This window comes from Laspinema sp. D2d (assembly GCF_025370755.1).
Lineage (GTDB): Bacteria > Cyanobacteriota > Cyanobacteriia > Cyanobacteriales > Laspinemataceae > Laspinema.
In genome coordinates this window covers 203,527-217,330 of record NZ_JAMXFC010000005.1, presented here as the reverse complement: position 1 = coordinate 217,330, position 13,804 = coordinate 203,527, and the positions used below count along the sequence as shown (strand labels likewise).

General features: G+C 48.1%; 12 protein-coding genes. 6 read left to right on the top strand and 6 right to left on the bottom strand.

Going from position 1 to position 13,804, the window contains the following annotated elements:
* Positions 1 to 119: 119 nt before the first annotated feature.
* Entirely contained in the window at positions 120 to 2,429 is a 2,310-nt protein-coding gene (locus tag NG796_RS05520) for an amylo-alpha-1,6-glucosidase (protein ID WP_261204909.1), read from the bottom strand.
* A 303-nt stretch (positions 2,430 to 2,732) separates the two neighbouring features.
* Positions 2,733 to 3,809 (bottom strand): glycosyltransferase family 4 protein, encoded by a 1,077-nt coding sequence (locus tag NG796_RS05515; RefSeq protein WP_261204908.1) that lies wholly within the window; start codon positions 3,807 to 3,809, stop codon positions 2,733 to 2,735.
* A 409-nt stretch (positions 3,810 to 4,218) separates the two neighbouring features.
* On the opposite strand from NG796_RS05515, the gene NG796_RS05510 reads away from it, so the two are divergent.
* Positions 4,219 to 4,557, top strand: coding sequence for a DUF760 domain-containing protein (locus tag NG796_RS05510; RefSeq protein WP_261204907.1), 339 nt, complete (start codon positions 4,219 to 4,221; stop codon positions 4,555 to 4,557).
* A gap of 36 nt (positions 4,558 to 4,593) precedes the next feature.
* On the opposite strand, the gene NG796_RS05505 is transcribed toward NG796_RS05510, so the two are convergent.
* The 4 genes from NG796_RS05505 to NG796_RS05490 form a co-directional block, all read right to left on the bottom strand.
* On the bottom strand, positions 4,594 to 5,235 hold the full coding sequence (locus tag NG796_RS05505; RefSeq protein WP_261204906.1) for a hypothetical protein: 642 nt from the start codon (positions 5,233 to 5,235) through the stop codon (positions 4,594 to 4,596).
* A 214-nt stretch (positions 5,236 to 5,449) separates the two neighbouring features.
* Complete coding sequence (locus tag NG796_RS05500) at positions 5,450 to 5,770, bottom strand: transcriptional regulator (protein ID WP_261204905.1); 321 nt, start codon at positions 5,768 to 5,770, stop codon at positions 5,450 to 5,452.
* Between the two features lie 112 nt (positions 5,771 to 5,882).
* Positions 5,883 to 6,080 (bottom strand): hypothetical protein, encoded by a 198-nt coding sequence (locus NG796_RS05495; RefSeq protein WP_261204904.1) that lies wholly within the window; start codon positions 6,078 to 6,080, stop codon positions 5,883 to 5,885.
* A gap of 185 nt (positions 6,081 to 6,265) precedes the next feature.
* A complete protein-coding gene (locus NG796_RS05490) occupies positions 6,266 to 7,171 on the bottom strand; it encodes a type IV pilin-like G/H family protein (protein WP_261204903.1) in 906 nt (301 codons plus the stop codon).
* Between the two features lie 287 nt (positions 7,172 to 7,458).
* Here NG796_RS05490 and glyA point away from each other — a divergent pair, with 287 nt between their 5' ends.
* The 5 genes from glyA to NG796_RS05465 all read left to right on the top strand — a co-directional run bounded on the left by glyA (position 7,459) and on the right by NG796_RS05465 (position 13,664).
* Positions 7,459 to 8,742 (top strand): serine hydroxymethyltransferase, encoded by a 1,284-nt coding sequence (gene glyA / locus NG796_RS05485; protein ID WP_261204902.1) that lies wholly within the window; start codon positions 7,459 to 7,461, stop codon positions 8,740 to 8,742.
* 173 nt (positions 8,743 to 8,915) lie between these two features.
* On the top strand, positions 8,916 to 9,047 hold the full coding sequence (locus tag NG796_RS05480; RefSeq protein ID WP_261204901.1) for a hypothetical protein: 132 nt from the start codon (positions 8,916 to 8,918) through the stop codon (positions 9,045 to 9,047).
* A 166-nt stretch (positions 9,048 to 9,213) separates the two neighbouring features.
* The gene (gene leuC / locus NG796_RS05475) at positions 9,214 to 10,617 is read left to right on the top strand and encodes a 3-isopropylmalate dehydratase large subunit (RefSeq protein ID WP_261204900.1); all 1,404 of its coding nucleotides are present in this window, start codon (positions 9,214 to 9,216) and stop codon (positions 10,615 to 10,617) included.
* Between the two features lie 145 nt (positions 10,618 to 10,762).
* Positions 10,763 to 11,356 (top strand): 3-isopropylmalate dehydratase small subunit, encoded by a 594-nt coding sequence (gene leuD, locus NG796_RS05470; protein WP_261204899.1) that lies wholly within the window; start codon positions 10,763 to 10,765, stop codon positions 11,354 to 11,356.
* 112 nt (positions 11,357 to 11,468) lie between these two features.
* Entirely contained in the window at positions 11,469 to 13,664 is a 2,196-nt protein-coding gene (locus NG796_RS05465) for a Tex family protein (protein WP_261204951.1), read from the top strand.
* The last annotated feature ends 140 nt before the right edge of the window (positions 13,665 to 13,804 follow it).

Sequence of the window (13,804 nt, the reverse complement as noted above, 5' to 3'; positions counted from 1 at the left end):
AAATCCGTGGGAGGGGCTGGCTTCCTATATATAGTCGGTCCCCAGGTGTTCCCACAGATTCCGGGTCGGATCAGGGGGATGTAGACGGGCTTTATACTCCCGCTACATCGCGCCCGTGATTACGCTTCAATTACGACCCGGAGATTACCGCGTTTTTTAGTAACTCGGCAGGCGGTGGTCGTTCCGGACCGCTCAAATTCTAAATCCAGGAGGGTGGAACCCACGCGCAGATTCTGCATGGACAGACTTTCGATCGCCTCCGGTAGGGCGGGGTCAATAATCCGTAGATAATTTCCCGGCGCATCAGGGACGAGATTCGCCATTGTATGAATGAATTGGAAAATACTGCCACTGGCCCAAGCTTGGGGAGAACAGGCGACGGGATACTGGACAGGTTCATTCCCCTCACTGCGATCGTACCCGCAGAACAGTTCCGGCGGTCGTTGATAAGGCTGGGTAATCGTCATATCCAGGATACTTTCAGTCACTTCCAGGGCTTGATCAATGTACCCTTGCGATCGCAATCCCAAAGCAATCAAAGCATTATCATGAGGCCATACCGACCCCGTATGATATCCCATTGGATTATAGGCCGGAGATAAGCGGCTCAGGGTGCGAATTCCCCAGCCACTAAACAGATCCGGTGCTAAGAGTCGTTCCGCCACACTTTGGGCCTTTTCTGGGGTGAAAATGCCCAAGTTTAAACAATGGCCGGGATTGGAGGAAATCCCATCGATGGGTTTGCCTTCTCCATCCAAGGCTAAGGCGCAAAAATCCAGGTCGGAGACCCAAAAATCCCGGTTGAAGCGGGTTCTCAGGTTGCGGGCTTCTTCTTCCCAGCGTTCGGCTAAATCCAGGCGTTTTTTCAAGCGGGCGAGTTCGCTAAGACGCTGTTTGGCGGCATAGACATACCCTTGCACTTCACATAAGGCGATCGGGGGGTTGGCTAATTTGCCCTCGCGATCGACGATGCAATCATTGGAGTCTTTCCAGCCTTGGTTCGCCAAACCGCGATTGGATTTACAGGAATAAGTGAGATAGCCCGTCGCTTCCATTTCGCGGTCAATCCATTCCATCGCCGCGATCGCATTGGACCAGAGGCGATCAAGGGTATCGCGATCGTGAGTCCAAGCATAATATTCCGCATACAGCATCAACCAGAGGGGAGTTGCATCGACGGTTCCGTAATAGGGGGTATGGGGAACTTCATTACATCGTGCCATTTCCCCTAAGCGGATTTCATGCAAAATCTTGCCCGGTTGTTCATCCCGCCATTCATCCCAGGTTTTGCCTTGATAGTCCGCCAAAATTTCCAAGGTCGATCGCGCGATCGCTGGATCTAAAATCAGGGTTTGAGATGCCGCAATAATTGAGTCTCGTCCAAACAAGGTGGAAAACCAGGGAATTCCTGCGGATAGCGCTTTGCCTTTCCCCCAACTTTGTCGCAGCAAATAGATATCTTGTTCCGCTTGCTCGATCGCCTGGTTGATCGCTTTATTATTTGTGCGAATCCGCGTCGCCGAATTCCGCCATTCTTGCTCCTCCATCAAAATGGAGGCTTTCGCCTGCATCAGGCTTCCTGGGGTATTTCCAGCCGTTGTAGGCCGGTTGTCTGTGAGCAGTTGCAAACGATACCCGAAAACTTGGGTTTCGTGAGAGTCTAACTCTAAGTTCCAAACCGCAGTATATCCGTCCAGATAATCCGGGGGGCGATGGACAAAATTGATCCGGGATTCCATCAGCGAACCATCGAGTCCTTGGTAGGCTAACATGAGTTCCGGGGGCGGGTTTATGCCCGAGAAACTCAGCGATCGCCCAGGGGTATCTTCTTCTTTGATCAGTTCAGGACTCTCCCCGAATTCCCCTGAACCATTCCCATTGTGCGACCCATTCTCCGGTTGATCCGGTCGCAAAAGCTGGCCGCGTGCTTCCCGATTAAATCCCCGAATTTCAAACAAGTCTAAAAAATCCGCCCCAAAACTGAGGGTGAGTTGAAATTTAACCGGGTGAGTGTTATAGTTTGTTGCTTTGAGTTCTTCAAACAATCCGCCATTCAAGATAATATCTCGTTGAATGCCGATCGTTTCCGCCCGAATGCGATCGCCAATTCGGGGATTCGCACACAATACCGACATTGCGAATCCCTTGCGAGCATTACTACTGAGCAAAATGGGGGCATGACCCTCGATTTGCAGTTCTAACCGACTTAAAAAGCGGGTATCGTGACAGAACAAACCCATGCTGCCTTGACGTTCATCCGTCAGCAAACCCGCAATATTGCCAATGGTATCGGTAATTAAAAATAGATCGTCATCTTTGAGAGTGAGGGTCGGTTGGGGATGTTCACTCACCACACTCGGCCATTGAGCGATCGCTCCTGCTTCGGCGGGAACGAATAATTTCCCTTCGATTTCTACGGTATCTGACATAATCCTCAGACTTGCACGTACACATTAAAAAGGCAGTCGCAGAAAGTTAGGACAAAGCCCAATGTTTGACGACCGCCTGTTTTATTATAGCTTTCTATTTTAGGATGACAAAAGTTGGGTTGTAAACCGGGTTTCTGGAGACCATCTGGGGTCATTTTCCCTAAATTTAAGCGAGAAACCCGGTTTCTTGTCCGGGGGATTAGAAACCGGGTTTCTTGAGACAATCTGGAGTTATTTCCGCTGGAGTGCAGAAATTCTGATTTTTGTCTTATATCTTTGGGTAGATATTATACCCTTGCTAACTTAGGCCACACTCAGACGATTATTGAAAACCTTGCCATTTTTGGTGAAGCGTTCCGCCAGGATTTGCTGATATACCGCTTCATAGCCTTCTGTCATGCGGGTTACGCTGAAGTGGGACAGGACGCGATCTCGGCAGTCGTAACGGTTCAAGTCTACCGCTTTATCAATAGCCGCAATGCACTCTTCCACCGTTTGGCATAAAAAGCCCGTTTTCCCTTCGGCGATCACTTCCGGGGTTGACCCCATTTCCATTGCAATCACAGGGGTTCCCGTTGCCATTGATTCAATCATCACCAATCCAAACGGTTCGCGCCAGGTAATCGGGAATAACGTTGCGATCGCCCCTCCCATTAACTCACATTTCTGAGCGTGGTTAGCTTCCCCTAAATATTGGATCTGATCGCCGTCAATTTGGGGTGCAATCTCCCGCTCAAAAAACTCGCGATCGACCTGATCCACTTTCCCCGCCATCTTTAAGCGCCAACCTGAACGCTTGGCAATTTCGATCGCCAAATGAGGACCTTTTTCTGGGGACAATCTGCCTAAAAACGCCAGGTAGGGGGGAGTTTCCGGTTGCGATCGAAACTCATAAATCGCGGGATCAATGCCATTATAAACCGTGTCCACACAATTGAGTCCCAATCGTGGCTCTCTTTGTGCCTGAGAAATGCTCACATAATGTTGATTCCGAGCATAGGTAAACAGCTTTTCATTATCCGGAGTGAAAATCCCATGTAGCGTATGCACCGTCGGGGTTTTCACTAAATTAGCGTAAGGGAGTGCACTTGCGCCCATGTGTGAGTGAATAATATCAAATTCATCGGCTCGCTCGTACACCTGACTCAGTTGGAGCATTTCATAAATCCCATACTCCTTCACTGTTGGGTCTGTGCGAATGGCTCTGGGATGTACGGATTCGAGTTGGGCTAAAGTCACGGAATCCCCGCTGGCAAACAATGTGACCTCATGTCCTCGCCGAACTAATTCGTCCGTAAGTAAACCCACGACCAATTCTATACCACCATAAGCGGGAGGGGGGACGCGTTCCCATAATGGTGCGACTTGGGCGATCCGCATATAAATCTCTCCTGTTTTAGGGAAAAAAAATTAATGTTCAAAAAGCTGGTCAAGAAATTAAAACCAGCACAAATTATTCTTTAACAGCACTTTAAATAAAGTGCGATGAATTCGTCAATTGCCCGTCAGTACGGAAAACCGCCCGATGTCAAGTTCGGTAAGTTCGACTTATCAGAGTCATGCAGTTTAGCTTATCTATGATAAAAGCTCCCCACACTTATGAGGTTTGTTTCAATTCCTCGTCTCTTGTCAATGCCGGATAGAAGTTGATCGGCCAGGGAAAAGTTTGAGTTTGAGTCGCAGAATCCGTCACTGTAGTTCGGTTTTGCTCACTATAACTCTAGGTTTAAGCTTGCTATCTTAGAACTATAGAAACCGTAAAGATGGACTATCCAAGGGAAATAAAGCCATGAACAATTTATCGAATCGCGGGCATTCCTTCTTTAAAAACGATTCAGAAGACGAAAATAGCCTCTGGGAATATATGCAAGAACTGCATCCCGAGACGATCGCAAAACTGTCGCAACCCTCCAGCGCAGCGGCAGAAATCATGGAACGGAACCTCAAAGGAATGTTAGGTGCTCTGCCTGCGGAACATTTCGGCGTCACTATCACCACCAGTCGGGAAAATTTGGGTCGGATGTTAGCTTCAGCGATGATGAGTGGTTACTTTTTACATAATGCCGAACAGCGACAAGTGTTAGAACAGTCCCTCAAAGCCGGGGCGATCGACACCTCCGAATCCTAAAGGCGGTTAGGTAGGCGGCGAAGTTCATCCCGATGATCATTCCTTTCGTTTTTCCATCGGGTGTTCACGTCCCACAATATTTTCAATCGCTGCAACCGCCGCCGCCGAACCCGCTAAAATATCCCGTTCTTCTCCGCCGAGGTAGAGGCGACCAAAACTGCCCACCGCTTGAACTTGTAAGATATTAATCAAGGCCGCTTTTTCGGCCTCATTTGCCGCTAACGCAGCATAGGCAGCGGGTTCCACTTCTAAAACGTACAAGGTTTGACCTGCTAGCAGCATTTGGCCGCGTCGGTTGCGGTTGATCAGTTGAGTTTGATGGGGATCAACGTTGCGGATAATTTGACTCGACACAATGCGCGGTTTGAGGCGATCGCGTTCCTTCACCCCCAGGGCCTCCAAAATCGCTCCTCCTGCCGCCCGCGTTTCCCCTTGGGAACTGGAATGAATTTCCAGTAATCCATACAATCTTTCTACAAATTGCACCCCCGGACGCACCGATGTCGATTTCAGCGCGATGTCGGTAATCCGGTTAATTTCAATGCCGGGAGAAATTTCAATCCACAGGGAGGCATCTCCGGGTAGGGGTAAGAACCCCAGGGCCACAGTCCCGATATAGGCGGCGTGTTGGGATTGCAAGTTGTCTAAAAATACATAACTTCGTAGTTCTATCCCCAAGGTTTAAGTCTCCTGTGTTCGGGCAAACAGCCCACTGTGCTGCAACCTTTGAGTGTATCTTATTTTCGGGAACCGTTGGCACACAGAGGAGGGGAAACCTCAAGAGCAGGGGGGTCACCCACTCGGGAAAAAGGCCACCGGATGGAGTTCTCTTTCTCGCGATGGCTGAATCTGAGCGGGTCTTGAATTGTTCCAATTCTGTAAGGGCGATCGCTCAGGGGGAAAATTCTGGGGACGTATTGTCCTGAACCACCGATCGCACTTCACTGGGAGAGAGTGCCACGAGTTTTTCTGTGGCGCGCACTTGGGTGGGTTGATTTTCCAATTGTTGACGTTCTAGCAGTCCCCAATCCATCGCCATTTTCGTATAGCGCCGAGACGCCGCGCGATCGATTCCTAGGGACTCTGCCACCTCGTTGAGACTTAACCATTCGGGTTGATTGCGGAGCCGATGTAAATAGCGCGTGAGAATATCCTGATTGACTTTCATCTTGGGGTCACGATAAAAACTGCCTCGCGGATTTGCACCCTTCATGATAAAGCATCCGCAATCCTCAACTCAACCGGATCCCTAGAAGAAACAACAACCTCGGGGATGAAAGTCCCTACCCCAGCGATCGGGGAGGGAATCAATGGAATCCCCTAATCTAATCAATATTGGCGATCGTGAATCCCATCTGGCACTGATAGCGTTCGGGTTGAGCCTCCGAGCATTTTGTCTTCACGTATCCACAACTGAGTTGACCCCCCCGCCACCGGGGTTGACCACTAGCATCCGCAAGTAAACAGCTTTGACAGACTTGCCGGGGAGCAAGCACTTGATTTTCCATTACAATAACCAGCATTCGACACCTCCTGGCGATCGCCGATGCCACTGCATCTATCTTAAGTCAACACTTTTGAAATCCAGGGAAATTTGGGCTAAAGCTTAACGTTTCTTGATATTGGAAACCGTATCTTGGGTTGCATTTTTCTAAATTTTTGGACCCGGATCAGCAAGAAAGTCCAAAAATGTCAGCAATTCTAATGATTAGCGAGGTACTTCCCAAAAACCTCTAGGACACTGAGGGGTTTGCTCGATCAATTGAGGCGGACTCGGCGGATTTGTAGAAGGCTGTTCACTTTCACACACAATCGCAACAGTTAGATTTCCACTTTCGTCCGCATTATCAAGACGAAAGACACCTCCGGTATAACTGTTCAATTGATTTTGTTTGGGGATTGCCAGAATTTGAACTCCTCTATCACCAATGGAGTTGATCTGGTAAGAAAAACTTTCAGTTTCTGAGGGAATACCCACCCCCAATTCTGATAAATTCAGGGTAAATCGGTTGTTTCCTCTAAAATAGGCTTGTTGCGATCGAATCATCGAATAGATATTTTTTGCGGTCTCGACTTCAATCGTTTCAAGCGATCGCTCCCGAACCTCATTATCCGTCCACCGGCGGAATAATACCGTTATATCTTCGGCGGTTATTTCTCCCGGAAAACTTTGAGTAAACTCCTGGGGAAGCGAATATTCCTCAACCTCAGTCATTAGTAACACTAATTTCAAATTTTGATTATTGTCAATTAATTCCACCTTTACAGGAATTATAATTACATTATTGGTCAATCCCATGATATAGAGATTTCCTTCCAGCTTGTTTCCATTTTGCCGGTTAGGGATGATTTCCAAAAACCCTCCAAAGGGTCCAGATAAACGGGCAGAACCCGTGAGTTGATTATAAAGACGCTCTAACTGAATAGACCCTGAAATAAACTCGGTTTGATCATCGCGACTCTGGGGCAATGTAATCCAAGTTCCTACATAATTCTGGAGAGTAGCGGCTGGGTTGCCTTGGGCATAATTGCTTCCCACAGGGAGGGTTAATCCGGCTACAACCGAGCTAACTAGCAGGGTGGAAACTACTTTGCCAAGATTTAGAAAGCTCATAAATTTCTGTAAAAAACTTAAAAATTGAACCCTTGATTTCCCTAAACCCAAATAACCCGTCTAAATCAGTCTGACCCTCAAATTTAGAGTGGGCCTATCAAGTTTGGAAAAACAATCATGAATACTGTACTATAATCAATAGTCTCAAATCCTGGAATTTTCCCGATCGCCCTCTGGTGGCCCCTGTGATTCTGGCTTCTGGACTCGCGCATCAAAACAGCCCAGTTGATCTAGCCAGTTCCCCAAGATTTGTGATAGTTTTGTTTTCTTCTGATAGAGGTTCAGCCGTGACTCAGACCAACTTAGACTTTCTAGCAACCACCGATCCAGAGCTTACAGGTTACATCCAGCAAGAATTACAGCGCCAACGGGATGGCATCGAACTGATTGCCAGCGAAAACTTTACCTCTGCCGCAGTTTTAGCCGCCCAAGGGTCAGTTCTGACCAACAAATATGCCGAAGGATTGCCCGGTAAGCGCTATTATGGCGGGTGCGAATTTGTTGATAAAATTGAACAACTCGCCATCGATCGCGCCAAACAGTTATTCGGTGCCGCCCATGCCAATGTGCAACCCCATTCCGGCGCACAGGCCAATTTTGCCGTATTTCTAGCCCTGTTGCAACCGGGGGATACCATCATGGGGATGGACCTCTCGCATGGAGGACATTTAACCCACGGGTCGCCGGTGAACGTCTCCGGCAAATGGTTTAAAGTCGAACATTACGGCGTCAGTCGCGAAACCGAACGCCTCGATTATGACCAAATTCGGGACTTGGCGAAGCAACATCAGCCGAAAATGATAATTTGCGGCTATTCTGCCTATCCCAGAATCATTGATTTCGAGAAATTCCGGGCGATCGCCGATGAAGTTGGGGCCTATCTCATGGCGGATATTGCCCACATCGCCGGATTAGTCGCTACGGGACATCATCCCAATCCCCTCTCCCACTGCCACGTTGTCACCACCACCACCCACAAAACCCTACGCGGTCCTCGGGGTGGGTTAATCCTCACCAACGACGAGGAACTGGGTAAAAAATTCGATAAAGCCGTCTTCCCGGGTACTCAAGGCGGTCCCTTAGAGCACGTCATCGCCGGAAAAGCCGTCGCCTTCGGAGAAGCCCTCAAACCTGAGTTTAAAGCCTATTCGGGCCAAGTGATTGCTAATGCTCAAGCAATGGCAGCGCAATTGCAAAGCCGAGGACTGAAATTGGTGAGCGATGGGACAGATAATCATTTGATGCTGCTGGACCTGCGATCGGTTGATATGACGGGTAAACTAGCCGATAAACTGGTTAGCGAAGTGCATATCACCGCGAACAAAAACACGGTTCCGTTTGATCCCCAATCGCCGTTCGTCACCAGTGGACTGCGCCTAGGGTCCCCTGCCATGACCACACGCGGCATGGGAACGAAGGAATTTACCGAAATTGCCAACATCATCAGCGATCGCCTGTTAAACCCCGAGGATGATTCCGTAGCAGCCGACTGTCGCCAACGAGTCGCCAGTCTATGCGATCGCTTCCCCCTCTATCCCCACTTGACTATTCCCGTTCCTGCCTTAGCGTAGAAGATAGCTCAGTTTGTAGTAACAACTTCAGTCGTTGCCGCGTGACTTGGCTGACGCCAAGTCACGCAGATCCATCTCCTCAATCTCCGCTAACGGTACTTCCGGTCCCCTCCCCTTGGCAAGGGGAGGGCTAGGGTGGGGTCCTCTTGACCTGCGTAAGCAGGTCAAGAGGAATGGTTCGTTGGAGGGTGTCGGCGGTGACGCGCTTACGCCATGTCATGAAGAAAGAGGTTTCCTTAGTCTCCAGGCGCGATCGCTGCAAAGAGTGCGTGAGGTGCGATCGCCCAAGAGGGACCCCACCCTAACCCTCCCCTTGCCAAGGGGAGGGGACCCGAGGTGCACTTCAGAATAATGACCAATGACCAATGACCAATGACCTCAATCTTTAACAAAACCTGCAAATTCCAACACCTTGCCGACGATTCGCTCTAAGATAAAAGATTGCACCCATCAACGAAGCCCGATCAAGTTATGAGTAAGGGGACACTTTTCGATAAGGTTTGGAATTTACATACCGTCGGTACTCTAACCTCCGGACAAACCCAGTTGTTTATTGGACTGCACCTCATCCACGAAGTCACCAGTCCCCAAGCCTTCGCCATGTTGCGCGAACGGGAACTGAAGGTGTTGTTTCCAGAACGGACGGTGGCAACGGTAGACCATATTGTACCCACGGAAAATCAAGCGCGTCCCTTTGCCGATGTCCTGGCAGAAGAGATGATTGTTGCGTTAGAGGACAATTGTAAGGCGCATAATATTCGCTTTTATAATGTGGGGTCAGGACGGCAGGGAATTGTCCATGTGATTGCACCGGAACAGGGACTCACCCAGCCGGGAATGACGATCGCCTGTGGGGATTCACACACCTCAACTCATGGCGCATTTGGGGCGATCGCCTTTGGAATTGGTACCAGTCAAGTGCGTGATGTTCTTGCCTCCCAAACATTAGCTTTATCTAAGCTCAAAGTTAGGAAAATTGAGGTTAATGGCACTCTGAATCCCGGGGTTTATGCTAAAGATGTTGTCCTGCACCTAATCCGTAAATTAGGGGTGAATGGCGGCGTGGGATATGCTTACGAATATGCCGGAACCACCTTTGAGCAAATGTCGATGGAAGAACGGATGACCGTTTGTAACATGGCGATTGAAGGCGGTGCGCGATGTGGATATATTAATCCAGATCAGGTGACGTTTGACTATCTCAAAGGGAGAGAATTTGCACCGAAAGGGGAAGAGTGGGATAAGGCGGTAGAGTGGTGGACGAGTATCCGCAGTGATGCGGATGCGGAATATGATGATGTGGTCGTTTTTGATGCGGCAGACATTGCGCCGACGGTGACTTGGGGAATTACACCGGGACAAGGAATTGGCATCAATGAAACGATTCCCACTCCCGAGGAATTATCGGAGAGCGATCGGGCGATCGCGCAAGAAGCGTATCGCTATATGAAACTAAATCCAGGCGATCGCATTGCGGGAACAAAAGTAGATGTTTGCTTTGTTGGAAGCTGCACCAATGGGCGAATTAGTGACTTGCGAGAAGCAGCAAAATTCGCCAAAGGTCATCACGTTGCACCAGGAATTAAAGCCTTTATTGTCCCCGGTTCTGAAGATGTGAAAAAGCAAGCAGAAGCGGAAGGATTAGATAAAGTTTTCCTAGAAGCGGGCTTTGAATGGCGTGAGTCGGGCTGTTCTATGTGTTTGGCAATGAATCCCGATAAGTTGCAAGGCAGTCAAATTAGTGCCTCTTCTTCTAATCGGAATTTTAAAGGTCGTCAAGGATCTTCGGAGGGTCGCACGTTATTAATGAGTCCGGCAATGGTTGTTGCGGCTGCTATTAAGGGCGCGGTTTCTGATGTTCGGGATTTGTTGTAAGAATTAACGACTGAAGTCATTACTACGAACGTCGGAGAAATCACGAAATTATGGCAGTCGGTTTTAACAGACTTTAGCTATTACCTGGGGGTTTAAACCCCCAGCAATTGTCGCTATTAAGAGCAAATCAAGGAGAAAAATATCGATGAGTAGTGAAGTAAAAATCATTCAGGGCCGGGGAATTCCCCTGGTAGGGAATGATATTGATACCGATCGCATTATTCCGGCGCGGTTTTTGCGCTGTGTGACGTTTGATGGGTTGGGGGAAGAAGTTTTTAAGGACGATCGCGCCCAATCTAATGGCACTCATCCCTTTGACCAATCCCAATATCAAGAGGCGAAATTGTTAGTGGTGAATGCGAATTTTGGCTGTGGTTCCAGTCGGGAACACGCACCCCAAGCGATCGCCCGCTGGGGAATAGATGGCATTATTGGGGAAAGTTTTGCTGAGATTTTCTTTGGCAATTGTGTAGCGATGGGGGTTGCCTGTGTCACCGCTGACCCTGCCACAGTGAAAACTTTGCAAGAGGCGATCGCCGATAATCCTAACCTGGAAATCACCTTAGATGTAGAGGCGAAACAAGTACAGTTTCCAGGATTTAGTGCATCGGTTAATATGGCAGCAGGTCCCCACCAAATGCTCACTACGGGCACCTGGGATACTTGTGGACAATTAGTCGGTAATCGCGATTCCATCCGGGATACCGCTGCTCAATTGCCTTATCTCGCCTGGAAATAGCGATCGCAACTATGCCTTGTAACCGGGGGTAATTTACCCCCTCAATCCTTTTAAATTTTTAGCGAGTTTAGCGATTAAGTAGGGATTGAACGCCTTACTGGATAAAAAAGCCATGCTCAACATTCCCCATCTTATCAGTCAAGAACTTTCTGTGAATCTGTGGCAAGTAGAAAATGCCTTAGAATTGTTACAGGAAGGGGCAACGATTCCCTTTATTGCCCGGTATCGGAAAGAACGTACCGGGTCTTTAGACGAGGTTCAGTTACGCGATATTGCGGAACGGTTTGCTTATATTACGGAAATTGAAGACCGTAAAAAAGTAATTTTAGAAGCAATTTCTCAAGCGGGAAAACTCACCGATGAACTGAAGCAAAAAATTGAATCTTGTCAGCAAAAAACTGAACTGGAAGACCTCTATCTTCCCTATCGCGCCAAGCGCAGAACTCGCGCCACTGTTGCCCGAGAAAAAGGTTTAGAACCCTTATCAGAGTGGATTGCTGCCCTCAATTTGAGCAAAGCAACCGCCAGTTTAGCAGCAGAAGCAGCGAAATATCTCTCCCCAGAACAGGGAATTAATACAGTAGAAGAGGCTCTCCAAGGTGCTTCGGATATTTTAGCAGAAGCGGTCTCGGAACGAGCAGAATCTCGCGCCTATTTGCGGGATTATTTTTTACAGGAAGGGCGATTTGTCTCCCAGATTAAAGATGAGCATCCCGAAGGAAGTACCAAATATGAAATGTACCGGGATTATCAGGCCAAAGTCAAGGATATTGCACCGCACAATTTGTTAGCTTTGTTCCGGGGAGAAAAGGAGGAAATTCTCACCCTAGATTTAGATTTTGATGAATCTCAGGTGTTGGGATATTTGGAGTCGCAGGAGATTAAAACCAAGGTTCCAGAGATTAAAAACTTTTATCGAGAGATGATAAAAGATGCGTTTAATCGGTTGATGAAGAATTCTCTAACGACTGAGGTGCGATCGCTCAAAAAACTAGAGGCGGATCTCGCTTCTATTAGCACCTTTGAATCTAATTTACGGGAGTTATTACTTTCTGCACCTGCGGGGATGAAACCCACGATCGCCATTGACCCCGGATTTAGAACCGGATGCAAAGTCACGGTTCTTGATGGCACTGGGCAGTTTTTAGAATATCACACCATTTTCCCCCACACTGGCGATCGGCAGCGCCCAGAAGCAGCAAAAACCATTAAAACCCTAATTGCTAAGTATCAAATCGAATTGATTGCCATTGGTAATGGAACTGCGGGACGAGAAACTGATGCCTTTATTGGAGACGTGATTAAAACCTGTACTCCCCCACCAATTAAGGTGATGGTGAATGAATCCGGTGCTTCTATCTATTCTGCCAGTGATGTGGCGCGGGAGGAGTTTCCCGATTTAGATTTAACGGTTCGGGGTGCGATTAGTATTGGGAGACGGTTGCAAGATCCGTTAGCAGAATTGGTGAAAATTGACCCAAAATCCATTGGAGTGGGTCAATATCAACATGATGTAGACCAAAAGTTATTGCGGAAAAAATTAGAGGAAACCGTAGAAAGTTGCGTCAACTATGTTGGCGTAGATTTGAATACTGCCTCTAAGGAATTACTGACGTTTGTTTCCGGATTAACCCCCACAATTGCTAAAAATATTGTCGCCTATCGCAATGAAAATGGGGCGTTTAAAAATCGCCGTCAATTGCTGAAAGTGGCAAAATTAGGACCGAAAACATACGAACAAGCGGCGGGATTTTTACGAATTCGCGGGGGAGAGAATCCCTTAGATAATACCGCAGTGCATCCGGAGAGTTATCCGGTGGTGAAGGCAATCGCCGCTGATTTGAATGTCCCGTTAACAGAGATTGCCAAAGCATCGGACCAACTCAAATCGGTGAAACTGGATAAATATGTCACTGATTTAGTGGGAATTCCCACCTTAAGGGATATCATTGCCGAGTTAGAAAAACCGGGACGAGACCCTCGTGCTCAGTTTAAATCCGCTACCTTTAAAGAAGGAGTGAATGAACTGACGGATTTGCAACCAGGAATGGAATTAGAAGGAGTAGTCACCAATGTTGCCAACTTTGGCGCATTTGTGGATATTGGGGTGCATCAGGATGGATTGGTGCATATTTCTCAACTCGCCGATCGCTTTGTGGATAATCCGAATCAAGTGGTTAAAGTAGGACAAGTGGTGAAAGTGCGTGTCCTTTCCGTGGATGAAAAATTAAAGCGGATTAGTCTCACCATGCGATCGCAGCAGGAAAAACCCAATCCCAGCAGCGGAGTCAACCGTAGACCTCGTTAAACAGGGAGAAAAAAACCACTGAAGTCGTTACTACGAACTGGGGAAATGACTAAATCACCCCGTTTGTAGTAACGACTTCAGTCGTTATCTGGGTTGATGCAGACTGAGAGAGAACCGAGGGCGCGATATAATAATGACAG